A 26,350-nucleotide genomic window follows, 5' to 3' on the forward strand; every position below is an offset into this window, starting at 1 on the left:
CACCCCCTAATCTGCCTTTGCCAGCACTTCTATTACACTCGTCCTTCCCAGCATGATAACCGCCACGAAGGTACCTGCCAGAAAACAGAAGAAAAATGCCGTAAATCCAATGGCCGACCATAGGAACTTCATCCTGACGATCCATACAGACAGTGCAGTGCCCAGCATTCCCCCCACAAGCTCAGAGACACCCTGCTCCAGCAGATAGATTCCTGTACAAGCCCGCTTCGCCACACCGAGAGACCTCATTGTCGCATATTCCTGCCTGCGCCCATTCGTCAGCAGATAGGCAGTGATAAAGCCCGTGCCTGCCAGAACAATACAGGTGACCGGCAGGAAATTTTTCATGGCACGGTATCCCTCTTCCAAGCTTCCCGATGCTTTGATGAACGTCTCATCCCTCACGACGAGCGCATGTCCTTCCAGCGCCGGCTGTGCCTGTGAAACTACTTCCATAAAACCGATTTCTTTCATCTCCTCTTTGAAATCATTTAATTTCAGCGGATTTTTTACATGGAACCTACCCGAATCTACATAAAACTTTACACCTTGATTGTGATAACTTTCCCTCAGCGTTTCCATTGGCACGACTACCTGCGGCAGGGCAGCCTCCTCTGAACCTCCCGCCGCCTCTTCCTCCAGCGTCCCTGTTATTGTTAAGTCCACGCGCTCCAAAGGACGCGCATAAATATCAACGTGGTCCACCAATTCAAAATACTGCAAATCTAATGTAATCTTGTCTCCAGCCTTTAACTGATGCTCCTCCATAAAATCTGTCCTCACAAGACATTCCTTGGCGTCGGATGAAAAAAATGACTCCGCATCCCCGGCGCTAAAGTGCAGCATCCTATCATGGATTCCCGTAATCGCTTTCCATGTATTTGCGGCAAGTACAGAGCACTCCGCCCCATTCATCCCGCCGATGACAGATAATGTAAACCTCGGCTCCTTTACCTCCTTAGCTTTCATTACCCCCTCATAATATGCCTCTTTGATAAAGATACCCGATTCCCTTCCCCCCTGAAGATTGGTAATCGTCGCTTCCACCGGTATCTTCTCCGGAAGGCTCTCAAGCTGTTCTCGGCTTTTTGACAAATTGCCCAAATACAAATTCAAAAGCAGTACTGTCAAAATACAAATCAGAATATTTAAAACACTTTTATGCCTATAACGCCATATGTTCGCAAACGCTGACCTCACATAAAACATGACACTCCCCCCTCCAAACATCACTCTTATCCGTTATTACGAAATTCAAAGGGGATTTCTATCCAAAAGTTTAAAAATTTAGATTTATTTTAAGCCGGAAGCAAAAAGCAGAAGAGAAAGCACCCTTCACTCCATAGCACTTTCTCCTCTGCTTTACCACATTGCTCAAAACATAAATCCTTCAACATTTTTTAAAATTCCAACTATCTTTTTAGCCCTTTCTTCTATCGTTCCATCCGTTGTAGTGAAATCATCTATTTCTTCGTAAGTTGAAACTATATGCTCCCACAAATCGTCACTCATTTCTTTCTTCGTGTCGTACCACCCCAATTCCACTTCCCGAATAGAGCATTTCAATCCTTTTATATAATGTCCCAACGCATCCACATATTGATTCTGCCAATTCTCATTTCCCATGTTCTTTTCTAACTCTCCAAGTTCAACCTCCGTGTTGCCTAAATCTTTTAAATTTGCAGCTACCTTACTTGAAATGTTCGCCTCTTTCCGCTTAACCTTAGATTGATATAAAGCATTATGCTGAACCGCCAAAGCATACCCCTCATCTACGGCATGAAGATATTGTTTATAATACTGATTCGCAAGTGCGGTCTCATCTTCATACGTTCTGTTATACATGCCATCCTCATCCTGATTTTCAAAATATTCCTTCAGAAGCTCTAATATATACTTGTCTTCCTCTTCCTCATTTATAGTTCCATCATAATATTTTGATATATCCTCTATAAAAACATCGTCTTCCCACACAAAATCATTATCATTTCTTTTCGGAGTGACCATTTGTGCTTTATCTTCATCTTCCCTTTCTTGTTTTTTCTTATCTTCTTCATTTGCTTCCGCATGCATGACATTCCATGCCGCTGCCCCCATTACCAAGCTCCCGTTTAGCAACATCAAAACTGCCGTCCACAGACAAAAAGAAGAAATAAGAATCCTGAATACGTCACTGAATTTACTGCACTTCAACAATGTCTTAATTTTTACCAATATTATCGTTCCCGATACCGCAATCGGCGCACCGGCTGCCCATTTTATGAACTCCACAGCTTTTGTGTCTTTTATATAAAACGTAGAAGCCGCAATACACAACATAACAAAGACGGAAATAATTCCTGTAACAATGCGTCTTTTATAATCCTGTCTCGTAAGTTTACCCGATTGTCCCCCTTTCTTCTTTCTGCGCATTGCTACTACCTCCACCCATATCTTTCACATACCCTCATCTATAACCCAAGCAATTCTCTTTTAAATTCCTTCACTCTTGTGCTGTTCCACTTTTTAAAGAGCACGGCATCCACATATTTCAACGTTCTGCAAAGGAAATCCTGCCGTCCATTTTCTTCCTCTGCATCTCCTCCTTCAACCAGCAAATATAAATGCATTTCAAGATTATTTATATTTCCGCCGTCTTCCTCATAGAAAACAGTCAGTAATATCGTACCGCTCCCCCAATCAGCCTTGTACGCTTTACATATCTGGCCGCTCCCGCATCTAAAACTTACCGCCGCTTTTTCAAATTGTATCTTTTCCTCAGGAGCTATCTGTTTCCATATTAGTTGCTTATTCTCCGTAATGTCATATATCTTTTCAAATATGCCCTTCTCTTCCAGGTTGGAATCCTCAGCGGCCCTGACAGTCCCCAATAACTCATCCAAGCTCACTTCCAGCTGGCTTGCCACAGTGAAAATCTTATCAATAGACGGACTTACTTTCGCCCATCTGCCTATGACTCCGTTACTCCATCCAAGTTCTCTCTCCAGACCAGATATCGTAATTCCCCGTTTTTTGCATATCTTTTTTATTTGTTCTGAAACATTAATGTCTGTATACATTCTACATTTCCCCTTATGCTATATGCATATTTGCCTATTTTCTTTAGACATATATGTAGAATTATATCATAAGCAAATACTATTTCAAGTATATATCATCAATATTTGGCACGAAATGATTTTTTACTGATTTCACATGTTTTTTACATGTAAATCAAGACATTTTTCTACATAATTAGATATTTTTAGACTTTATATATTAAAAAAAGACAGGAATCTCAACCAGATAATAATCTGGATTGAGATTCCTGTCTTATAAATTACTATGATAAATAAACATATTTGTTAAACTACGATATAAATAGCGTATACTGCGTATTACGGCCTTTTTTTAGATTCTGGCACAAATTCTAACTTCAATCTCATGCCCAATCCTTTTGCCAGCCGCTTCATCATATCCAGACTAGGATTCCTGCTTCCGTTCTCAATTCGGCTGATATCCGCCTGTGTAATCCCGGTTCTTTCCGATAATTCCTTTTGCGTGATATTCTGTTCCTTCCTCGCCTTAATCATAGTCCGGATAATATCAAATTCCGGTTCGAGAGCATCATACTCTGCTTTCACTTCTGGATCCTGTAACAACGTTTGCTTGAATTGACCGTATTCATTCATTCTATATATCTCCTCTCATAATCCAAACGGTATTTTATCAGTTCCTTGCTTTGCTCTGATTTCATAAATACCCTCACCCAAAGATTCTGAATACGAAAGACTAGCTAATGGCCCATATACCTCTCAATATATATTCATCATATGTTGTATTCAACATATTGTCAATGTCTTTTAACAATGGCTTAATAAAATTTATCTAAATCACAGGAGCCGCAGACCAGCACATTGTCTGGGTTGCGGCTCCTTTTGTCAAATCTCTCTTTTTGACTTTTTATTTTTTCTTACTATTTGTATAATTCACCAGACCGCCCGCTTTGATGAGCTTCTGCATGAATTCTGGGAACGGCTGTCCCTGAAACTCTGTTCCCTTCGTGCGGTTATAAATCTTTCCGCTGTCAAAGTCAACTTCTACCTCATCTCCTGCCTCGATTCCTCTTGCCGCTTCCGGACACTCGATAATCGGTAGTCCGATATTGATTGCATTGCGGTAGAAAATTCTTGCAAAGGTCTCGGCAATGACGCAGCTTACGCCCGCCGTCTTGAGGCAGAGCGGCGCGTGTTCTCTGGAAGAGCCGCATCCAAAGTTCTTGTTGGCTACAATCATGTCGCCCGGCTGTACTTTCGTGGCAAATTCCGGATCAATATCCACCATCGCATGGCTTGCCAGCTCCTGCGCGTCGAAGGAATTCAGATATCTTGCCGGGATGATTACATCGGTATCAACATTGTCACCATATTTAAACACATGTCCCATCGCTTTCATTACTTGTCACCTACTTTCTCAGGATTGGCTATGCAGCCTGCAATGGCGCTTGCGGCCGCCACCTCCGGGGATGCCAGATATATGAGAGAATCCACATGTCCCATTCTTCCCACGAAGTTCCGGTTGGTCGTAGACACGCACTTCTCGCCTGCCGCCATAACTCCCATATGTCCGCCCATGCATGGCCCGCAGCTCGGCGTATTGAACGCACATCCAGCGTCAATAAAAATGTCGACCAGCCCTTCTTTGATACATTCTTTGTAAATCTTCTGAGTCGCCGGCACCACCATGACACGCACATCCGGGTGTACCGTATGTCCCTTCAGTATGGCCGCGGCCCTTCTCAGGTCGGATATTCTTCCGTTGGTGCAGGAGCCGATTACAACCTGATCGATCTTAATGGGCTCCATAGCCTCTATCTCGTCAATCGTCTTGGCATTGCCCGGCAGATGCGGGAATGCCACCGTCGGACGTACCTCCGCCAGATTGATTTCTATCACTTCGTCATATTCGGCGTCTTCGTCCGCCTCATATATCTGATAAGACTTCTGGGTATGCTCCTTCATGTATGTCTCAGCCTGTTCGTCGACCGGGAAGATACCGTTCTTCGCCCCCGCCTCGATGGCCATATTCGCCATCGTGAAGCGGTCGTCCATGGTCAGGTTCGCGATTCCATCCCCCACGAACTCCATCGATTTATACAGAGCGCCGTCCACGCCAATCTTACCGATGATATGCAGTATCACGTCTTTTCCACTTACATACGGTCCCGGCTTGCCTGTCAACACAAACTTGACTGCAGAGGGCACCTTGAACCAAAGTTCTCCCGTGGCCATCCCCGTCGCAATATCCGTCGTCCCCACACCCGTGGAAAATGCGCCCAGCGCGCCATATGTACATGTATGGGAGTCTGCGCCGATAATACATTCCCCGGCTGCCACAACCCCTGCCTCCGGCAGAATCGCATGCTCTACGCCTGATTTCCCCTGCTCAAAGTACCACTTAAGTCCCTGTTCCTTTGCAAACTCCCGAATTGCTTTTGAGTTCTCCGCGGACTTAATATCTTTATTCGGTGTAAAATGGTCAGGCACCAGCACTACCTTCTCCTTGTCGTATACCTTGTCTGCCATCTGACTAAAAATCGGCAGTGCCATAGGTCCGGTAATATCATTTGCCATAACTACATCCAGCTTTGCTTCAATCAACTGTCCCGCTTCTACAGACTCTAACCCTGCATGCGCGGCAAGAATTTTCTGCGTCATCGTCATTCCCATGATGAAATCCTCCTTCATACTGCGTTTACTTTCTGTGTGATATTCTACCATATTTCGCGATCACAGCGCAAGAAAGAATCAGACAGAGGATAAGAACTATCAAGTTTGCGTTATCTCCGGTGGGGACTGACTCTGTTTTTACCGTCTTTTCCGGCTTCGGCTCATCAGGCGCCGGCTCCTTTGGCTTTTCAATCTCCACCTCCTCATCGTCAGACTCTTCGGGAGCGTTGCTGCCTCTTACCTTGGCGGTATTTTCTACCACTTCCATCTCATCGGAGATGACCAGAACCTGATATTCCACATAAAGCCTGTGCCCGTTTTCCACATATTCCAGAAAATCAAGCCCCTTACCGCCCGCAATATGAAAATCATTTCCCTGCACGGTAATCTCTGCATCCTGTATCACTTTCTTATCCTGATCAAGCAGGACGACAGAATTCTTCTGAAGTTTCACGCCTTCCGTGAGGATACTGTCCTCAATCACCAGATTCTTTGCCACCGCCTTTGGAATCTCCTGCGTAATCTCCAGATTATAAGTTATGAGCTCCCCCTTCTTATAAACTTTAGTCTCTCTGTCCGCATTTTTCACAATTCGAAGCTTAGGCGCCGGAAGCCAGCTTACCGCCAAAGATACCGGGACTGTCTGGGCGGGATAGAGCACTCCCATCCCCATATCCTGTTTATCCCCTCCGGTCTTAACAATAAGTGTAGCCCAGCTGTTGGTGATGGTACCGTACATCTCCCCGCTTTCGTATGTCTGGCCATTCAGCTCCGCCGCATCTGCCTTAAAATAGAAAGAATCCCCTCCATTGATAATTCCCCGCTCCATGCTCTCAGTTTTCTTCGTCTCATTGACAAGGACCATCCCTTCGGCCAGCGGTATCTCAATTTGGTTTCTGGCATCGCCGGCCAATGTCTGTCTCCGCGTCCTCTGCACGCCAAGACTGTTGTCAAAGTAGGCCTCCACAGACGGCGCGGCAATCGAAAGTCCGGGGTCGGGGACTCCCGCCTCCCCCTCCAGCCGTCTGATTGTTTCCGATATATAATTCTGCCACCAAGGCACCCAAGAGGTATCCTTTACTTCCCGATCCAGCGTATTGGCCGCGTCATAAATGTAACTCAGCACAAGGTGGGAGCGCAGGTATGCCCGTTCTGTATCCTGCGGGCAGTCCGGCACCCACAGTTCTGCCCGGTATCCCGGATTGCCATACGCATAATACATGGCCTTGCTCAAAAAAGAGTCCCTTGCATCCAGTTCCTGTTGAATCTCATAGACTGCATCCGCCGGTGTATCCTTGGAAGACTGCAGGCAGTAACCGATACCGCCATTGATGGTGAACCCTGTGTAGTAGATCCCATCTAGTTTTCTTCCTTCGGTGGCTGTGATTTCAGCCGATTCCACCCCGGAACTCTGCCCTATCGCCCGGACCGTGCCGCTCCACGCTTCCTGCTGCCGTTCAGGCTCCTGCATATCTTCTGTTTCCACGCTGCTTTCTTCTGTGGTTATTTCCGCTGATTCTGCGCAGACTGCCGCCATGCCGTTCGTACACAGGCACAGCGCCAAGCTGATAATGATTATGGTCTTTCTCCATAATTTTGAATTGTATTTCATAAGGTATTCTCCTCTCGCTATCTCACTTGCGAAAGAGAATACATAAGACGAGTACCCATATCATAAGATACGGGTACTTAAATGTCAATTCCTTAAAACCTTATTTTTTTCTTAAACGGCCTCCAGTACAAGCACACTTCTCGGGCCAGCCAGCACCGTATCACTGCTCAGTCTCACAGGCTTCCTGCATATCTCTCCGTCCTCTACCCCTGTATTGGCGGACGCATGCCAGTGGAGCGGCTGCGGCAGGGCAGGCAGTGTCACTTCCAGCGCTTCCCAATATGCATTGACAAGAAGGTACACGATATCTTCCCTGCCCTCCTTCTCATGGTATCCGGCAAACATCACTCCCACCACGGAAGCTCCTTCCTGTACCTGTTCCTGCCATGGCTGTATTCCATGAAAACTGACCTCCGGAAACCCTGTACGGCTCACCGAATCACTGCCCCAGATGCACGGATGTTTCTTTCGGAAACCTATCATGTGCTGGAAAAACCGGAACATATCGCTGTGCTCCTTCATCCTTCCCCAATCAATCCACGAAATTTCATTATCCTGACAATAGGCGTTGTTATTTCCATACTGTGTGTTGCACAGCTCATCTCCCGCATAGAACATAGGCGTTCCCCTGCTACACATCAGCACGGCACAGGCATTTTTCATCATTCGCTTTCTGAGCTTCATCACTTCGACGTCCTGTGTCTCCCCCTCCGCTCCACAGTTCCAACTGCGGTTGTCGTCGGATCCGTCCTGATTATTCCAGCCGTTCGCCTCATTATGTTTCCTATTATAAGCATACAAATCATACAGGGTGAATCCGTCATGGCAGGTAATAAAATTCACAGAGGCACTTTTCCCGCGTACATTGACGTCATAGATATCCGGTGAGCCCGCTATGCGCAGCGCCGCCCCGGCAGAAGCTCCAAGCCCGCCTTTTAAATATTCTCTCAAGTCATCTCTGTACCGCCCATTCCATTCCGCCCACCGCTTGAACGCCGGAAAGCGCCCGACCTGATATAACCCGCCCGCATCCCATGCTTCCGCAATCAATTTCGTGTCACTCAACAACGGGTCATATGCAAGCATTTTCACAAGGGGCGGATTCTCCATCGGTGAACCATCCTCATTGCGCCCCAGTATCGAAGCCAGATCGAAGCGGAAACCATCGATTCGATAATCGGTCACCCAGTATTTCAGGCACTCTACTATCATCTGCATCACTACCGGGTGATTGCAGTTCATTGTATTGCCGCAGCCACTGAAATTGTAGTAATATCCGTCAGGAGTGAGCAGGTAATAAACATTGTTGTCGAACCCTTTAAAGGAAATAAATGGCCCATTCTCATCCCCTTCTGCGGTATGATTAAATACTACATCCAGTATCACCTCTATATCGTTTTCATGAAGCGCCTTTACCAGCTCCTTGAGCTCCATTCCTTCCCGGTTGTATTCTTTGGAGGCGGCGTAGCTTGTATTCGGCGCAAAAAAGCTGACGGTATTATAGCCCCAGTAATTGATGACCTGCTTTCCGTCCACCACCCGCCGGTCCCGCAATTCATCAAATTCAAAAATAGGCATCAATTCTATCGCGTTCACGCCCAAGGACTTCAGGTAAGGTATCTTCTCCTTAATTCCGTCAAATGTCCCCGGACGTTTCACATCGTCGGAGAGTTTCGTGAAACCACGCACATGCATCTCATAGATAATCAGCTCATCCATAGGAATCTTTACCTGCTTTTCGTTGCCCCATAGAAAATCATTTCTCACCACTCTCGCCCGATAGCCGTCGTCATTGACCTTAATTCCCCAGACGCTCTGTCCGGTTACCGCTTTGGCATAGGGGTCCAGCAGCACATGGTTCTTGTCGAACAGCAGGCCTTTCTTCTTATCATAAGGGCCGTCCAGCCGGTATGCATATTCAAACTCCTCAATATTCAGCCCGAATACCATCATGGAAAACACATCCCCGATGCGATAATTATCAGGAAATGGGATGGACGCATAAGGCTCACTTTCTGTCCGGTGATACAACAGCAGTTCACATGTCCGTGCCCCCGCCGAATGCACGGTAAAGTTCACAGATTTATGAAACGCCGTAGCTCCGTTGTACCCGAATAACCCGGGACAAATATCAAAGCCCGACACCTTATCTGTCGGACTCCAGTTTCTCACCAATTCCTCTACCATATCAAACCTCCGTTTCTCATCTAATTATAACCTTTACCCATAGCAGGCGCAAGGATAATTGCCCTCGGCATTCGGCACACTTTCTGTAAAAATACACAAACTTCGGCTGTTCTCATTTACAGAATGGATTCTTGCCGTTATAATGAAACATATTTGATTTTTAAGGAGTGGGAAGTAAATATGGCTGTATACTATTTTATTTTATATTTTTTCGTCTATGGTATTCTGGGCTGGTGCACTGAAGTCGCCTTTGCCGCTTGGAAGGAACACCGCTTTGTTAACCGGGGATTCTTAAACGGTCCTATCTGTCCGATTTATGGGATTGGTGTCGGTGTTGTAGTACAATTTTTAAGTCCATACAAGGACAATCTTTTCCTGTTGTACATAACGAGCGTCATACTCGTGACTGCGCTGGAATGGCTGACAGGATTTATTCTGGAAAAGGTCTTTCACAATAAATGGTGGGATTATTCCAATATGCCCCTCAATTTGAATGGTTATGTATGCCTCCTTTTTTCTTTGATATGGGGCGTTGCCTGTGTTATCATTGTAGATTTCATCCATCCACTGATACACACTGGTCTGACCCACATCCCATTCATAATCGGCATTATTCTGATAGTAATCTTCGGAGGCGTCACATTTGCCGACCTGTATGTAACTGCGTCAGGTATCCTGAAGCTGAACAAGCGTCTGGCTAAAATGCAGGAGATTGCGGATGAGCTTCACGAAATTTCAGACAAACTAGGAACGAATATCTATAAGGGTACCATCACTGCCATGGAAAAGCAGGAAGAAATCAGCTCATCCTTGTCTGAAAAACAGGAAGAGGTGAAGAAGAACGTATCTGAAGCGGTAGAAACTGTAACCGTGGCCATGGAAAATGTGTCTCAGGAATTGAAAGAGCATATAGAAGAGTTGAAGAAATATTACAAAGAAACCGGGGAAAATACAACCCGGATACAGAAGCGGCTCTTCAAAGCCTTTCCTAAAATGGAAAGCCGGAAATACTCAGAGTCATTCAATGATCTCCGCGCAAAGCTGAAAGAGCTTGACAAAAATAGGCGAAAAAAATAAATAAAAGCAAGAGGTTCTGTCACGGAGTGATACCGCCCAGAACCTCTTTTTGATTACATAAATTTTTTAATCCATTTTAAATTTGAATCTTTAAAAGGAGCATACCTGAACGGTATATCAATCAGACAGGACTTCTTCATAATGCTTTTGTAATGAGTGAACGTATCAAAACTATCCTTGCCGTGATAAGCCCCCATACCGCTGCTGCCGACACCGCCGAAAGGCATATAGGATGTGGCAAGATGCGCCACTGTATCATTGATGCACCCGCCTCCGTAAGATACACTGCGAAGGAGCTTCGCCTCTCTGGCCCTATCCTTGGTGAAGTAATAAAGCGCCAGCGGTTTTGGCCGCGCATTGACCATCCGAATGGCCTCCTGAAGATCATAAAATGTGAGCACCGGAAGAAGAGGCCCGAATATTTCCTCCTGCATGACGGGGCTTTCCCAAGTCACATCCTCAAGTATCGTCGGCGCTATCTGCAGCGCCGCTCTATTGGCGCCTCCGCCACAGACCTTCCTGCCGCTTTCCATCAGCCCCAAAAGACGCTGGAAATGCTTTTCATTGATTATTCTGGGGTAATCTTCACTGAGAAGAGGTTCTTTCCCATACATTTTCTCAATCTGGTGTACCATCTGCTTGAGCAGCTTATCCTTCACACTCTTCTGCACAAGAATATAATCAGGGGCAACACAGGTCTGCCCTGAATTCAGCATCTTTCCCCATATGATTCTCTTCGCCGCAAGCCGGATATCCGCAGTCTCGTCCACAATACAGGGGCTCTTGCCGCCAAGTTCCAGACTGACGGGCGTCAGGTGGGCAGAAGCCTTCTCCATTACGAGCTTCCCTACTGTCACGCTCCCGGTGAAAAATATATAGTCAAACTTTTCAGAAAGCAGCGATTCGTTTTCTTTTCTTCCGCCCTCGATAACCGCCACATACTTCTCTTCAAATAGTTCCCCCAGCATACGTTTTAAAAGCGCCGATGTCTTTCCGGAGTAAGCCGACGGCTTGACTACGGCACAGTTTCCCGCACATATAGCTCCCACAAGAGGCGCAACGGTCAGCTGGAACGGGTAATTCCAAGGTGACATAATGAGCACGACCCCGTACGGCTCCGGATACCGGAAGGATTTTGCCGGAAACTGCGCTAACGGCGTCGGCACCATTTTCGGCCGTGCCCACTTCCGCAGATGCTTTATGGTATATCGAATTTCTTCCTTAACTATGCCGATTTCCGTCGCATAAGACTCCAGACGGGATTTATGCAAGTCGGCCCGAAGTGCTTCTGTTATCTCATCCTCGTGCCCGCTTATCCAGTCGTTCAGCCTCGTGAGCTGTCTTATCCGGAACGCAGTACTCCTCGTCGCGCCGGAATGATAAAATGCTCTCTGCGCATGAATCAAAGCCTTATACTCCATCTGCCCAGCACCTCCCAAATTAGTGTTTTCTTTTTATATTTTTCAGATAAGGAATCTCAATCGGGTCGATTGGATCTATCGGCTGTTCCGCCTGAATCTTATTTTTCCTGCGGTGCTTTCTCAGCAGCGCTCCACCCTTATTATAGAACCAGAAAGAATAGACCAGAAGTTTATTCACTTTTCCTATCTTATCCTTCGTCGTCTTCGTATAGAACTCGCCTTCCGCACGCGTACATGCCTTATTGCGAATCTGCATAATCAGATCAAGCTCCGTCTTGATCGGCTCCGGGAACACGGTGTATCCCATCCCCACGCACTCCAGCTTATGCGCGTCGCTTCCCCCTGTCTGAGGCTTATCATACTTTTCCGCCAGCAGTCTCGCCCCGCCGTTGGACTGGGCTGATTCGCAGGCATTGAATGTCTCCACAAAGTCAAATTTTGCCAGAAGATCCGGTGATTTCTGGAATCTCTTTGTATTTGTAAAGCTCATATACTTTTCTCCACACGGATGAGCGGGTCCGCAGATTCCTCCGTGGTGATGCACAAAATCAATCAGGAGCGAAATCGGAAGCCCTCTCAGCTCCAGCAGACGCATCTTCACCCCTTGAGGCATGATTATAAGAATATGTCCCGCATCCAGAGTGTCGTATTCTATCCCCTTCAGAACGACAAAATCCTCATGCTTCTTCCCCTTTATTGATTCCTTCCAATAACGGTATCCATTATACGTGTCGTGGTCGGTGACCAGCATACCGTCAATTCCCTTTTCTTTCAATTTTAAAATAAATTCTTCTATGGAGACCTTGCTGTCTATGGACCCTTCTTTCACGTGGCAGTGCATATCTATCTTCATAATTCCATCCCCACACTTTCCGAAATTAAATTCTATACAAGTATTATAACCTCTTTTTTCAAAACCCGCAATGTACAACCTTTCATTTCCATATCCACTGTTGTATATATTTTCCATTATCGGTAAAAAAAGGAGCATACCTCGTAGATATGCTCCTCTTATTATCCGTAATAATGATAGTCCTATTCCTCTTCATCATCCAAAAGCGCCCGCAGATGTTCTACTTCCTGCTCTTTCGATATCTCATCTTTTATCGCCTCTGCGTGACGTACTTCCTTTTTAGCTATTTCTCGATAACGCACCGAAAACTGAATCCCCATACCAACCAGCACCGCAGCCAGTGTTATGGCTAAAATGATATATATGTTAGTAATGTTCAAAAGTGATGCGGCGGCAGTACCCAATCCAGTCCCACCATTTATCGATGACACAATAATTACCAGCGGCTCAAAGATAAGCATCGCTATAATAGCGATAATCAAACCGATTCCACCGCACACTGCCACAAAAATCCAATCTTTTGGCTGTATGATAGTAACAGCCACCGAGAAAATACTCACGAGGCAGTAGACAAATACACCAAACTTTTTGAAAATCCCCCCCAGAATGGCCAGTATGAGCGCTGCCGCCACCGTGACAATGACAGCGGTCATATTTTCCAAATTCATCACCCAAGAAACCGCCAGCCCTGCTGCCGCGCCGGTAAGAAGCCCAATCAGTATATTCCAAATTCGAATCAACTTCAATCCCAGCACACACATAAGCACAGAAAGCACTATAGTCACAATCAACGCGGCAGTCACCGGTGTCGTTCTATCCTGCATCATTGCCGCCGGGTCCAGATTCAGCAGACTGTCTACAATATCTCCTACGTTTATCTCCATATTGTTTCCTCCTATTGTAATTTATACCTCTCCCACGGCTATGATTATAGCACAAAAATAAACACCCCTGCAATACTTTCCGGCTTCTGTCAAACTGCTTACACACACTTTTTACAAATTGTTCACAATTAAAGAGGAGTATCAAGCATACGTCTTAGCTGATACTCCTCTTTATATCACTTCTTCCATCATAAAACTTTACCTTTCTGGTGGTCTGTACCTTCCTTTCATAATAATTTAAGATATTTCACTTATGTTTTCGGTGGTCCGTACCTCCATTTCTTAGATTTTCGATAACTCAGTAAAATCAGACTTAATATTTATCTGTTTTTTTACTTTGTTCATCTTTCTTGTCATTATATTATCATACGTCACCAGTTATGTCAATATATTTAATTAGATTTTTTTAATATTCTGTTAATTTATTTCTACTGATACTAAACTACGTTAGAAAAAAGAGAATATCCCGGCACTTGCTTAACATGACCGTGACATTCTCTTTACATGTCTTACTTAGATTCCTCAGAACCGGTATCTTTGATTGTGACACCCTGTTTTACGAAATTAATCTTCTTCCACACGCTCTTATGAACAGTAACCTTCTCCTCATCGAGCCATTTTTCAATCTGTTCATTGAACATCGTCTGCTTTCTCTCAGATATGATACTCTCTTTCTTCGTGTCCGTGGCCTCTCTGTCCAGCAGGCTTGTAACCTTGGCTACATAATAACCTGACGGTCCTTCCACAACATCTGTAAGTTCTCCTTCCGCCAATGCGTCTGCTGCCTTGATTAATTCCTGAGCGGGAGACGTTGTACTGGAATCGAAGGTAAGATTGGCGGCCTCATATCCCTTTTCTGTCGCGTAAGCAGGAAAGTCCTCGGCATCCTCAGCGCCCTGCCTAAATGCCTCTGCATCCTTTTTCAGCGCTTCTTTTTCTTCATCTGTCATCTGCGTTGTGTTGCCGTCGTCGCCTGTTTTATTAAATGAAAAATATACATATTTCATGCTCTTCTGAGCCGCTTCTTCATCGGAGACTTCCGTATCCACATCTGCGGTTATTGCTTCCCTCATCTTTTCTTGAACAGTCAGCAGCCGCAATACCTCTTCTACCGTATCCGAGTCACCGGAAATCAATTCTTTGTCCTCCAGTGTATTGGCCTCTCCAAATGCGTCTGCCGCCTTTTTGATTGCAGCCTCGTCTTCTTCGGTGAGCGTGATATCATAATCTTTTTTATGCATATCCAGTACATACATGGACTGCAGGTTATTCATAATCGTCTCTTTTACACTGTCTTCATAGGTCTTGCCCTCTTCAGCCTCCCCTGACCACATGTCATTTCCAAGGAAGCTGCTGTAGTATGTCTCATACTGGGACTGCTGGAACCTTGCATAAAAATTCGCAACGCCTGCGGTAATCTTTGTACCTCCCACTTCCGCCACCACATCATCATTATCTAATTTACTGCAGCCGGTCACCGACACTGCCCCTATAACGGCAGCCAGTACCAGCCCAACTAACTTTCTCTTCATCTCAGAACTGTTCCTCCTTCTTGTATCCCTTAGCCATGCGTCTTCAAATTGGCCGCATGCACTTTTATAGTATAGCGTTTTTTTATCACACTGGCAATGATTTTCACAAAAATTGCACACATTGTTGAAGCTATTCAGTCAACGAGTGTATTTCCCCGATGACCTGTCTAACCAATTCCAATACTTGGGCATCCTTTACCTTCTGATTCTTCCTGAGCCTCCGGTATATAAAGTATGGGTTGGCGTCAGCCTTGAATGTCAGTGCCCCTCTATGTTTTTCTAAAAGGTCCGGAATTCTTTCTGCTCTTACCTTGGCACGCTCGTACATCGTAAAACGGTATTCCTCTTCTTTCTGCTCGATTGAAATGATATACGCTTTGTTTGCCGCCGCCTTTAATTCTGCGATCACCAAAAGCTGCTGTACCTTTTTAGGCGGTTCTCCAAAACGGTCGATCAATTCTTCCAGCATATCGTCCCGCTCTTCCTCCGTCTCTATGGCGGCAATTCTCTTATAAATATCGAGTTTTTGATATTCATTCGGAATGTAGGAAGCTGGAATGTAGGCGTCGATATTCAAGTCAATCGTAGTCGTATAGACATCTTCTGTGAGTTCCCCTTTTAGATGTTTGACCGCTTCATTCAGCATCTTGCAGTACAAGTCATAGCCAACTGCCTCCATGTGGCCATGCTGTTCTTCCCCAAGAAGGTTTCCTGCCCCACGGATTTCCAAATCTCGCATGGCAATCTTTACCCCTGAACCCAAATCAGTAAATTCTCTGATTGCGGCAAGGCGCTTTTCCGCCACTTCTTTTAGCAGTTTATCCCTTCGATACAGAAGAAACGCGTAGGCCATCCTGTTGGAGCGGCCCACTCTTCCCCGTAGCTGGTAGAGCTGGGAGAGGCCCATCTTATCGGAGTCATGTATGATAATCGTATTCACATTGGAGATGTCAAGCCCTGTCTCTATTATAGTAGTAGACACCAGAACATCGATTTCCCCGCTGATAAAGTCATACATAATCCTCTCTAACTGATGTTCCCGCATCTGACCGTGGGCAAATGCCACATTGGCCTGCGGAACAAGCTTTTGAATCTTTGCCGCCATCTCGGCAATATCTTTGACCCTATTGTATACATAGTAGACTTGGCCTTGACGTGAGAGTTCTCTCTCAATGGCTTCCCGCACCATTTCTTCATTGAATTCCATAACATACGTCTGTATCGGCATTCTGTCCATGGGCGCTTCCTCCAGCACACTCATATCACGGATGCCTATCAGACTCATATGGAGCGTTCTCGGTATTGGGGTCGCCGTGAGCGTCAGTACATCAATATTGTCCCTTAGCTTCTTTATCTTTTCTTTATGCTGAACACCAAATCGCTGCTCTTCATCTATGATCAGCAGCCCTAAGTCCTTAAATGCCACGTCCTTGCTCAGCACACGGTGGGTTCCGATTACAATATCCACCTGCCCTTTTTTCAAGTCTTCGATCGTCTTCTTCTGCTCTGAAGGCGTCCTGAACCTGCAGAGCAGGTCTACACGCACAGGGAACTCTTTCATCCGCTGGACAAAGGTATTGTAATGCTGCTGGGCTAAAATGGTCGTCGGAACAAGATAGACAACTTGTTTGTTCTCCTGAACAGCCTTGAACGCCGCACGTATAGCAATCTCAGTCTTCCCGAACCCGACATCGCCGCAGATCAGCCTATCCATGATTTTATGGCTCTCCATGTCTCTCTTGACCGATTCGATTGCCAGCATCTGATCGTCCGTCTCTTCAAAGGGAAACATCTCCTCGAACTCTTTCTGCCAGACAGTATCCTTATCGTAGACAAATCCTTCCTTTTCCTGACGCACCGCGTACAGCTCTACCAAATCCTTGGCAATCTCCCAGACTGCCCCTCTTACCTTTGTTTTCGTCCGGTTCCATTCTTGGCCTCCCAGCTTATTAAGCTTCGGCCTCTTTGCGTCCGCGCTTGCATACTTTTGTATCAAGTCAAGCTGTGTCGCCAGAATATAGAGATTCCCTCCATCCGCGTAGGAAATCTTCATATAGTCTTTTGTCACCTTGTCAACTTCAATCTTTTCAATTCCCCGGTAAATGCCAAGACCGTGATTCTCGTGAACTACATAGTCTCCCGGTTTCAAGTCGGAGAAGCTCTGTATCTTCTGCCCCTCGTAGGACCTTCTTTTCCTTTTCTTTCTCGACTTCCCAAAAATATCCGTCTCCGATATTACAATGAACTTTATCATCGGATATTCGTAGCCAACTTCTACATGGCCATAGGAAACCATGATTTCCCCGGGGGCCACTTCCCGTTCCATGTCTTCGCTGTAAAAACTGAATAAATTATAGTCCCTCAAGTCCTCGGCCAGACGCTTCGCCCTTGTTCTTGAGCCGGAAAGCAGGACAGCCCGGTATCCGCTCCTCTTCAAACGCTTCAAATCCGCGGTCAGCATATCAAAGCTGTTATTGTATGGGTTCACGCTTTTCGCCTGCAGATGCCATGTCTTAATGACATTGAACGGCCTGCATTTTGTCTCCAACGCAGAAAACCCAACGGAGGAAAATCTGTTGAGCTTCTTCACCACTTCCTCAGTAGTGTAAAATCTCGGCTCCGGCTTTAAATCAACATGTTCCTCAGTCTCCTTCGCCCGGTTCTCTCTGGCCTTCACTACTTCCGTCTCTATATCCTGCCCTTTTTCTAACATCCTTGCAGGCTCATCCAGAAACAAAATAGTATTTTCAGCATCAAAATAGTCGATGAAAGAAACTCTTTCTTTTTCTTCCGGGAACTCATCTGCAGGATATATCACGACTTCCTCTAAATTTTCGATGGAGCGCTGGCTGTCTACATCAAAAGTTCTGACCGAATCAATCTCATCTCCCCAAAATTCTATTCTTATGGGGGTCTCCTCGGTCAACGGATAAATATCAAGAATACCTCCCCGCACGGCAAACTGCCCCGGTCCTTCTATCTGTACTTCTCTGTCATATCCCAGCATGGCAATCTGCTTTTTTAATTCCTCGAAGTCAAGTGCGTCCCCGCTTTTCAGTGTGAGTATCCGTTCTCTTATTTTTTCCAGCGGCACAAGAGAATCCATGAAACCATCCATTGTCGTAATGACAGTGACGCCCTCGCCCTGCCTGTTATCCGACGATTCCAGCAATAACTGCAATACTTCCATCCGCTCTTTCACCAGCAGCTTGCCCCGGATGTCGGCCTGATAGAACAATAGATCCTTTGCGGGATAATAACACACATTGTCGCTCAGAAAACGGTACTCCTCATACATTTTTCTGGCTTTCTCCTCACTGGAAAGAGCGATGACTGTATAGGGACAGCCATCGCTTAACGCATACGCCATATGTGTCTTCTGGGAAACTACGCACCCGGACAGCAGCAGTGTGCCCGGCTTCTTATGCAGACTCCTTTTTATCTCTTCAAATTCAGCCAGCTCCCTCAAGGGAGCAGTGAATGATTCCATTTCTATTGTCTCCTTTATAGTTACTCTTTCTTTTTCTTATTAAACTCATTCATAGCCTGTTCTATTTCTCCGCAGACAATCTTCCCTGCGGCAGCCGCAGCTTCCAGATAGCAGTCCTGCATCAGTTCGCGCTCTGCCTTGCCGAATCTCCCCAGCACATAATCCGCCAAATCATATCCTTTGGGCTTCTCACCGACTCCTACCTTGATCCGTGGAAATACGCTCGTCCCCAGATGGGCAATAATGCTCTTAATTCCGTTATGCCCCCCTGCGCTTCCCTTTTTCCTGATGCGAAGCTGTCCAACGTCTAAACTGACATCGTCGTAGATGATGAGGATTTCCGTCTCTGGATCCACCTTGTAATAGTCCGTCAGACTCCGTATACTTTCCCCGCTCAGATTCATATATGTCTGAGGCTTTGCAAGTATGACCTTCTGTCCCGCAATCACGCCTTTTCCGATATAGGCCCTGTGTTTTCTAGTATCTACAGATATATTATATTTGTCTGCTATCACATCTATCACATCAAATCCCACATTATGTCTTGTCCCTTGATATCTTTCATCCGGATTCCCTAATCCCGCTATTATAAACATTGACTTCACCTCTTTATCGCCTGCCAGCTAAAGTTCTGGTCAGAATATCTTTTTTTATTCTACTAGAACTGCCCCCATTTGTCACGCAAAAGGGGGAATATTTTTACTTTTGAATTCATATATTATGATAAACAGCATCGATACTAAATCGAATTAACGCTGAATTCGGGAGGTTCTCATGAGTTCCAAAACAAAAATCGTAGTCCTGCATATGAAGGAAATCATCTATACAGTCGTGTTTGCCGTGCTCGGCATTCTCCTTATCTGTCTGCTATTTTTTATGTTTTCCTCCGGAAGCAAAAAGCATACTGGCTCGGAGAAGAAATATACTCCGGGAATCTACACCTCGACCGTAACGTTAAATAATACGGCTCTGGAAGTGGAAGTGTCTGTGGATGAATCCAGTATCCAATCCATACGGCTGAGCAATCTGGATGAAACTGTAACAACTATGTATCCTCTGATTCAGCCCACCATCGAAAATCTGGCGGAACAGATCTGTGAAAATCAATCTCTTGACAATGTAGAGCTGTCTGCCGACAACCCGTATACGTCTCAGATTCTCCTCAACACCATCGAAGAGGCATTAAAAAAAGCCGCGGCCAAATAGCCGCGGCTTTCTTCAATCTCTATCCTTCTACGATCAGATACTGACCATTGGGCAGGGGGAATACTTCGGATGCTTCTTCAAGCTCTTCATTACTCATACCTTCAACATCAGCACCACTTTCCTCGAAATATTCTCTCACTTCCTCAATGGATTCGACAACGACTGCCATGCAGTCCTCCAGAAATGCTTCCGCTTCTTCTAATGTCTCTGCCACAGGCTCATCAAACAATTGTGACTGCATTTTCAAAAACGTCCGCAAGCACTCCTCATCATACTCATACATATCGACAACCTCCCTTTGTCTATATTTGTGGTATTTGTTTCGCATATGCTATGCGTTAACATTATAGGAATCTTAACAATTCTTGTGCGTGGTCTATTGTTATGTCAGCCCCAGTCTCAACGAGAAGCTCTTTAGAACGGAATCCCCATGTTACGCCTACTGTAAATAGACCTGCGGCCTTGCCTGTCTTCATGTCGACATCAGAGTCTCCTACATAAATGCTTTCAGAAGGTTCGATTCCAAGCCCTTCCAGTATCTGAAAGACTCCTGCCGGATCCGGCTTTCGCGGAATCCCGTCGCACTGTCCCTGAACCACATCAAAAGTGTCTTTCCCAAATACAGACGTCACTACATCTACCGACTGCTGATGCGGTTTATTTGACAGTACCGCCAGTCTCAGCCCTTGCTCTTTCAAACTTTTAAGCATGGCAGTAATCCCATCATATGGCCCTACATGGTAAGTACAATTCTCCGCGAACACTCTGCCGTAGACTTCCATTCCTTCATCGATCCGGTTAAGCTCTGCGTCTCCGGCGGCGGCTAGCGCCTTCTCCATCAGACGTCTGGCTCCGTTTCCCACGAAGCTGCGGCACTGTTCACTGCTAATGGAGGGCATATCCATCTCCTCCAATGTCTTATTTACCGATACGGTCAGTGATTCCAATGTATCTGTCAAAGTTCCGTCTAAGTCAAATATACACGCCTTATACATTGCTGCCTCCTTTTCTATAGACTATCATAGTATGAACCTTGACAAATTTCAACTGCTAAAAGAATTTTTTTCACTCTTTATTCTGTTTTTAAATATTGGCGCATCATACGGAGCGCATTTTTTTCCAGCCTGCTCACCTGAGCCTGTGATATTTGGATTTCCTCCGCAACCTCCATCTGCGTCTTACCTTCAAAAAAACGCAGATTAATGATATAGCGTTCCCGCTCTCCCAGCCTTTCCATGGCTGCCTGCAGCGATAAGTCTTCCACCCATTTCTCTTCTTTATTCTTCTTGTCGCTGATTTGATCCATCACATAGAGCGCGTCCCCGCTGTCGTTATATACCGGTTCGTTCAGGCTCACCGGTATCTGGATAGCGTCCAGCGCATAGACGATGTCTTCCTTTGCAATACCTATCTCTTCCGCAATTTCCTGCACGGTAGGCTCCTTGAGATGCTGTTTTACATAATTTTCTTTTGCGTAGATTGCTTTGTAAGCAGTATCCCTCAGCGACCGGCTTACACGAATAGAATTATTGTCTCTCATATAACGCCGTATTTCTCCGATGATCATGGGTACTGCATAAGTAGAAAATTTCACTTCTAAATCCGGATTGAAATTATTGATTGCCTTTATCAAGCCGATGCACCCTATCTGAAATAAATCATCCGGATTCTCATTGCTGCTCCCGAATCTCTTGATAACACTCAGCACAAGCCGTAAATTTCCTTTGATATACTCTTCCTTCGCCGTCTCATCTCCGGCCTTTATGCGTGCAAACAAAGCCTCCTTCTCTTCATCTTTCAAGAGCGGAAGCTTTGCCGTATTTACTCCACATATTTCTACTTTATTCAATGCCATTACAAGAACCCTCCTAATAGAAATTTTCCTACTAGGAAGAATTCTCATAATCACTTCTTAATATTCTTATCTATGAAAAATTTAATAAACTTTTGCCCCTTGACAATAGCCTCTTATTTTTTATCAACCAGTTCATAACGGATTTCTTTCATTGAGGGACTGTATTTTCGGAATGTACCTTTTCCACTCATTTTTGATGTGAACAAAGCTACGTCCGCATTTCTGTACAGCTCATCAAACTCCTCGCCCTGCTCCGGTATCATAGCATAACCTGCAGAAGCCGTAAATATAATCTCTCGTCCTCCTTTCTTACAGGAAATTTTCATGGCCTTTATGACCTCGCCCAGCTTTCGCTCAATATCTTCTTCCCGTATATTTTTACACAGGACAAGAAATTCGTCTCCTCCTATCCTGCACACAATGTCATTTTCCCGAAAGAATCCTTTGAGCTTTTCCGCGCTTTTAGAGATTATGGCATCACCGTAAGCATGTCCGAACACGTCGTTGGCCATTTTGAAGTCATCCATATCAAACATTATCATAGCTGCCTGACTTTCTCTCTGTTCTTTCAGATACCGCTTGATTTTAGGAATAGCCGCCTGCCTGTTATATAGACCTGTCAATGCATCTCTCTGAAGTATTTTAATATCCTCTTTACTCCTCAAATACTCCTTCTTCTGCTCTGTGATGTCCATGTAATATCCTACGGCTCTCACAGGCCTGCCTTGTTCATTACAGATAGTCTCACAGGCTGCGCGAATCCATATCGGCTCTCCGTTCTTCCCGTTGATAGGAAACTCACATTGATGGCTTTCATGGTTTCCAGCACTGTAAATATCCTGTATGAATTTGACAATTCTTGGCCGGTATTTATCAGGTATCCGTAAGTTATCGATGCTGATTCCACCCTCATCCCCGACAGTGATATACCCATCTTTCATCATTGGAAAGAGCTCCTCTGCCAGCTCATTCTTAGCCGCATCAGAAAGAGTTATCGTCCGCTGCTCAATGTTCCAATCCCAGCAATTTATAGAAGCCTGCCTAAGAATACTTTCCAATTTTTCACTAGCGATCCACAGCTCCTGCTCCTTTTTCTTTATATTGGTGACATCGCCATAAACACATAAATATGTGACTGTATCTGAACTCTCGGATATGAACTTTGCCCTCATATTTAACCAGCTCACACTGCCATCCGGCATCTCCTTCTGAAAAACAGTATGGTAATCCTCTCTTCCCGCTATCGCTGCCTTAAGCCCTTGATCCATGCGCTCATAATCCTGTCCGCAGATGAATTCAATATACTGCCTCTCCGTCATCATACGCTGATATTCCGCTTCAGACCAGCCCCATTTCCGGTATAGCCCCGAGGCAAGCACGACAAATTCCACAGAAGATTTGCCCAAATTCAAAATCACAATATTCTCCGGCGCATACTCCCGCAAAAGCTTCATCTGGTTACGGAATTGGACCGTCTCTGTGACATCCATCACCACGCCTTGAATACATTTTGTTCCTTGTGTTTCCATGTATTTGCTCTGGTCAAATACCCAGATATAACCATTTTTGCCCCGCATGCGGTATTCCAGATTGTGTGCTTCTTTCCCCTCCACAATTTTAACACTGCTGGAGCCCACCTTCTCCCGGTCGTCAGGATGTACCATATTCATAAATTTGTCGTCAAACAACTCCTTTATCTCTTCCCGGGTATAGCCGAATATATCGAGAAACCGATTGCTTAAGTAACTAAACGGATAACCGGGTAATGGAAGACAGCGGTGATAGCCGCCCGGCATGTCATTGTTCAGATAATGAAGCTCTTCGTTCTGTTTCAACAGTTCTGCGTTGTCTTCTTTCAGCCTCCTCTGGATTTCCATCGGCTCTGAGATATCTGTACAGGCGCTAATAATAGCAAGCCTGCCGTCTTCTGCCCTGATGACCTTGCCCTTATCCAGAGTCCAGAACCAAGTTCCATCCTTCTTCGGCATCCGGTAAGAGGTAGTATATTCCATGCCGTCAAAATACTCCGGCCCAATGTCCTCGGCAACCTTGGCTCTGTCATCCGGATGAATCGTATTCTCCACTTTCCATTCAATCGCTTCCGCAAACTCTTCATAGGTGTCATAGCCAAGAAGCCTGACCATCTCATAATTGGCAAAATAAAGCGGAAATCCCTCCTCGCAATATCCGCCGATCATACCTCCCGGTGTCATCTGTGCAAATATCGACTCTGCCGTTCTTCGGTTATCCTGTGTAAGTCCCATAAAAGCAATATCATTATCGGCAATCTCGGCGACAGCCGCCAATGCTTTTTGGGAGGCTTCAAGCCGTTGCTTTTCATATGTTATCCGCCCGTAGCTCTTCCATTCGATTCCAGCAAATTCTACATTATTTTCATCCGCCAGCAGTGTTTCAAGAAGTGAAACCGGCATCGGGCGGTAAAAATGATATCCCTGCCCGTAAGCGCACCCTATATCAAGGAGCATATCCACCTGCTCCTTTGTTTCTACACCTTCCGCAATCATCCGCATTTTCATCAGATGCGCCATTCTTATGATTGCCTCCAGAATCTCCATTCCCTTGTTTTCGCTGCTCTTATCCGCCTCTAGAAACTTCATGTCTATCTTCAGGATATCTACATTTACATCTTTCAGCATATTGAGGGAGGAATACCCGCTCCCAAAATCATCCATCAGCACAGTAAAACCGGCCCTTTTCAGCTCGCTCACGACCTCTGATATCGCCTTGTGCTCCTCCGCATAGGCGCTCTCTGTAATCTCAACTTCAAGCAATCTCGGCTCAAGACCATACTTCTCCGTCAGCCCTTTAAAAACCGCGACTACATCCATCGTATACAAGTCAATTCTCGAAACATTCACTGAGATTGGTATTGCTTTATGCCCTGTGTCTATCCATCCTTTTATGCGTTTGCAGACTTCCTCCCAGATATACAGATCTAAATTGGTTATAAATCCATTGCTCTCTAAAAGTGGAATAAAGTCCCCCGGAGATATGATTCCCCGCTCTGGATGAACCCATCTGACAAGAGATTCAAGTCCTACAATCTTCCCTGTCTTCATATCACATTTAGGCTGCGCATAAAAGGTAAACTGCCCCTTATCAAGCGCCTGCTGGATTTCGGTCAAAAGCTTGTGGTCTTGCTCCATCTTTTGCATCATTCCTGAATCATACCAGCAGACACGCTGCGCAAAATTCCCTTTTATGGACGCCAGAGCCACCACGGCCCGATCATACATCATACTGACCGACAATTCCTTATCGTCTATCTCATATAATCCAAAAGCCGGCAGGAATCCCGCATTACCGGCATATTGTTTCACATACCCTAGAATTTGGTTCTGCAGATTTACAATTACAGCTTTATCGTCCGGAAGAATAATACAAAAATCGTCATCTCCCATATAACCGGCTATCCCCTGATGCCTCTCCTGCGCCGCTTTGAGATGCGCGCCTATATTTGCAAGAAATTTATCCCCCGCCGCTCTTCCATACCACTCGTTAAAAAGTTTAAAATGCTCAATGTCTATAGCCATCAGGCAGTATCGCCGCCCGTCGGCTCTTTTCAAAAATTCTTCAGCCCTTTCCAAAAATTCTGAGCGCCGGCAGAGACCAGCACCAAGTCCCAGATATAGTTCTCTTGTATTTTTCTCCTTTTTCACCTCATTCTCTTTCCGCTTCTTCTGATCAATATCCTGAATAAAACACATGATAATTTTATCATCACTGTCCCCTTGAAGCAGCGGCACTGCCCTTTGATCTACCCAGCAATAGCCTCCTGAGACAAGCTTCTTCCTGAACTGTCCGCTCAGTCCCTGCCCGTCAGTCTGGCTCTTTAGCCTTTCCAGTATTTTATCCAAGTCCCAGAACTCCAAAAATATTTCCCTGTCATCCGGGTGAATCATATGCTCCGACACATCAGCAAGCAACTCTGACAGACAACCCTCATATGCAGGAATTTCATATTTCCCATCCACATGACATAATATCTTATATGTATTATTCGTCAAATTAATCTCATACAGCTCATCATATGCAGTCACACTTGTAAGATTATAAAAAAGGTTTTTATTTTCTTCCTGCACCGCTCTGCAAAACACGATATTGGCGTTCCCTATCTCCGGCCATTCTATGACCCCCGTATTGACTTCCACCCAGCGCTGTACTACCTTATTATAAAACATCGTACTGACATTGTTGTTCTTTTGCAAAGGACAGTCCCTGCACGGCTCATTCTCCCCGCACAAAGCTTCATAACAGAAATCTCCTTTCCTTACATTGGGAAAGACCCTCTTAAGAGCTTTATTAAAATGAAGAATATGATATTTATTATCTGTGATATATACGGCAGCTTCCATGTTCCCTTTAATTTTATCCATATTTCAACCCACCTACAATTCAAATTACACTAGCTTATTTTATAGTATAGTACTATTTTGACGAATCAGTCAATGCAATTACCATTTATACTATGCACATTTCTGAATTTAACTTGATACAAGGTAAA

General features: G+C 45.3%; 20 protein-coding genes. 2 read left to right on the top strand and 18 right to left on the bottom strand.

The window, feature by feature from the left end; genetic code table 11:
* Positions 1–6: 6 nt before the first annotated feature.
* From BN6465_RS13620 to glgX, 8 genes are all read right to left on the bottom strand, one after another.
* Positions 7–1,209: an ABC transporter permease family protein gene (locus tag BN6465_RS13620; protein ID WP_066736190.1), complete on the bottom strand. Its 1,203-nt coding sequence runs from the start codon at positions 1,207–1,209 to the stop codon at positions 7–9.
* A gap of 165 nt (positions 1,210–1,374) precedes the next feature.
* Positions 1,375–2,412 (bottom strand): hypothetical protein, encoded by a 1,038-nt coding sequence (locus BN6465_RS13625; protein WP_066736191.1) that lies wholly within the window; start codon positions 2,410–2,412, stop codon positions 1,375–1,377.
* 38 nt (positions 2,413–2,450) lie between these two features.
* Positions 2,451–3,059 (bottom strand): helix-turn-helix domain-containing protein, encoded by a 609-nt coding sequence (locus BN6465_RS13630; RefSeq protein ID WP_066736193.1) that lies wholly within the window; start codon positions 3,057–3,059, stop codon positions 2,451–2,453.
* A gap of 318 nt (positions 3,060–3,377) precedes the next feature.
* Positions 3,378–3,671: a helix-turn-helix domain-containing protein gene (locus tag BN6465_RS13635; RefSeq protein ID WP_066736196.1), complete on the bottom strand. Its 294-nt coding sequence runs from the start codon at positions 3,669–3,671 to the stop codon at positions 3,378–3,380.
* 271 nt (positions 3,672–3,942) lie between these two features.
* Entirely contained in the window at positions 3,943–4,434 is a 492-nt protein-coding gene (gene leuD / locus BN6465_RS13640; protein ID WP_066736198.1) for a 3-isopropylmalate dehydratase small subunit, read from the bottom strand.
* The gene (leuC, locus tag BN6465_RS13645; RefSeq protein ID WP_066736200.1) at positions 4,434–5,708 is read right to left on the bottom strand and encodes a 3-isopropylmalate dehydratase large subunit; all 1,275 of its coding nucleotides are present in this window, start codon (positions 5,706–5,708) and stop codon (positions 4,434–4,436) included. Before leuC ends, leuD begins: the two co-directional genes overlap by 1 nt.
* 25 nt (positions 5,709–5,733) lie before the next feature.
* Positions 5,734–7,320 (bottom strand): isopeptide-forming domain-containing fimbrial protein, encoded by a 1,587-nt coding sequence (locus BN6465_RS13650; protein WP_066736201.1) that lies wholly within the window; start codon positions 7,318–7,320, stop codon positions 5,734–5,736.
* 111 nt (positions 7,321–7,431) lie between these two features.
* Complete coding sequence (glgX, locus tag BN6465_RS13655) at positions 7,432–9,507, bottom strand: glycogen debranching protein GlgX (RefSeq protein ID WP_066736203.1); 2,076 nt, start codon at positions 9,505–9,507, stop codon at positions 7,432–7,434.
* Between the two features lie 180 nt (positions 9,508–9,687).
* On the opposite strand from glgX, the gene BN6465_RS13660 reads away from it, so the two are divergent.
* A complete protein-coding gene (locus BN6465_RS13660) occupies positions 9,688–10,584 on the top strand; it encodes a putative ABC transporter permease (RefSeq protein ID WP_066736206.1) in 897 nt (298 codons plus the stop codon).
* Positions 10,585–10,637: 53 nt separating this feature from the next.
* Here BN6465_RS13660 and BN6465_RS13665 read toward each other — a convergent pair whose 3' ends face one another.
* The 6 genes from BN6465_RS13665 to pth all read right to left on the bottom strand — a co-directional run bounded on the left by BN6465_RS13665 (position 10,638) and on the right by pth (position 19,360).
* Positions 10,638–12,005: an aldehyde dehydrogenase gene (locus BN6465_RS13665; RefSeq protein WP_066736209.1), complete on the bottom strand. Its 1,368-nt coding sequence runs from the start codon at positions 12,003–12,005 to the stop codon at positions 10,638–10,640.
* Between the two features lie 19 nt (positions 12,006–12,024).
* Positions 12,025–12,858 carry a PHP-associated domain-containing protein gene (locus BN6465_RS13670; protein ID WP_066738665.1) on the bottom strand — a complete coding sequence of 278 codons (834 nt, stop codon included), beginning with the start codon at positions 12,856–12,858 and terminating at the stop codon, positions 12,025–12,027.
* A 182-nt stretch (positions 12,859–13,040) separates the two neighbouring features.
* Positions 13,041–13,742 carry a hypothetical protein gene (locus tag BN6465_RS13675; protein WP_066736211.1) on the bottom strand — a complete coding sequence of 234 codons (702 nt, stop codon included), beginning with the start codon at positions 13,740–13,742 and terminating at the stop codon, positions 13,041–13,043.
* A gap of 509 nt (positions 13,743–14,251) precedes the next feature.
* Positions 14,252–15,274, bottom strand: coding sequence for a peptidyl-prolyl cis-trans isomerase (locus BN6465_RS13680; RefSeq protein ID WP_066736214.1), 1,023 nt, complete (start codon positions 15,272–15,274; stop codon positions 14,252–14,254).
* A 130-nt stretch (positions 15,275–15,404) separates the two neighbouring features.
* Positions 15,405–18,764 (bottom strand): transcription-repair coupling factor, encoded by a 3,360-nt coding sequence (gene mfd / locus BN6465_RS13685; RefSeq protein WP_066736216.1) that lies wholly within the window; start codon positions 18,762–18,764, stop codon positions 15,405–15,407.
* Between the two features lie 20 nt (positions 18,765–18,784).
* Positions 18,785–19,360, bottom strand: a complete 576-nt coding sequence (gene pth / locus BN6465_RS13690; RefSeq protein WP_066736218.1) for an aminoacyl-tRNA hydrolase — start codon at positions 19,358–19,360, stop codon at positions 18,785–18,787.
* A gap of 178 nt (positions 19,361–19,538) precedes the next feature.
* On the opposite strand from pth, the gene BN6465_RS13695 reads away from it, so the two are divergent.
* Positions 19,539–19,970, top strand: coding sequence for an FMN-binding protein (locus BN6465_RS13695; protein ID WP_066736219.1), 432 nt, complete (start codon positions 19,539–19,541; stop codon positions 19,968–19,970).
* Positions 19,971–19,989: 19 nt separating this feature from the next.
* On the opposite strand, the gene BN6465_RS13700 is transcribed toward BN6465_RS13695, so the two are convergent.
* The 4 genes from BN6465_RS13700 to BN6465_RS13715 all read right to left on the bottom strand — a co-directional run bounded on the left by BN6465_RS13700 (position 19,990) and on the right by BN6465_RS13715 (position 26,222).
* Positions 19,990–20,253, bottom strand: coding sequence for a glyoxalase (locus tag BN6465_RS13700; protein ID WP_066736220.1), 264 nt, complete (start codon positions 20,251–20,253; stop codon positions 19,990–19,992).
* 61 nt (positions 20,254–20,314) lie between these two features.
* A complete protein-coding gene (locus BN6465_RS13705) occupies positions 20,315–20,965 on the bottom strand; it encodes an HAD family hydrolase (protein ID WP_066736222.1) in 651 nt (216 codons plus the stop codon).
* Between the two features lie 77 nt (positions 20,966–21,042).
* The gene (gene sigG / locus BN6465_RS13710; protein ID WP_066736224.1) at positions 21,043–21,825 is read right to left on the bottom strand and encodes an RNA polymerase sporulation sigma factor SigG; all 783 of its coding nucleotides are present in this window, start codon (positions 21,823–21,825) and stop codon (positions 21,043–21,045) included.
* 113 nt (positions 21,826–21,938) lie between these two features.
* The gene (locus tag BN6465_RS13715; protein ID WP_066736232.1) at positions 21,939–26,222 is read right to left on the bottom strand and encodes an EAL domain-containing protein; all 4,284 of its coding nucleotides are present in this window, start codon (positions 26,220–26,222) and stop codon (positions 21,939–21,941) included.
* Positions 26,223–26,350 lie beyond the last annotated feature (128 nt).

This window comes from Bariatricus massiliensis, from assembly GCF_900086725.1.
In the GTDB taxonomy this organism is placed as follows: domain Bacteria; phylum Bacillota; class Clostridia; order Lachnospirales; family Lachnospiraceae; genus Allocoprococcus; species Allocoprococcus massiliensis.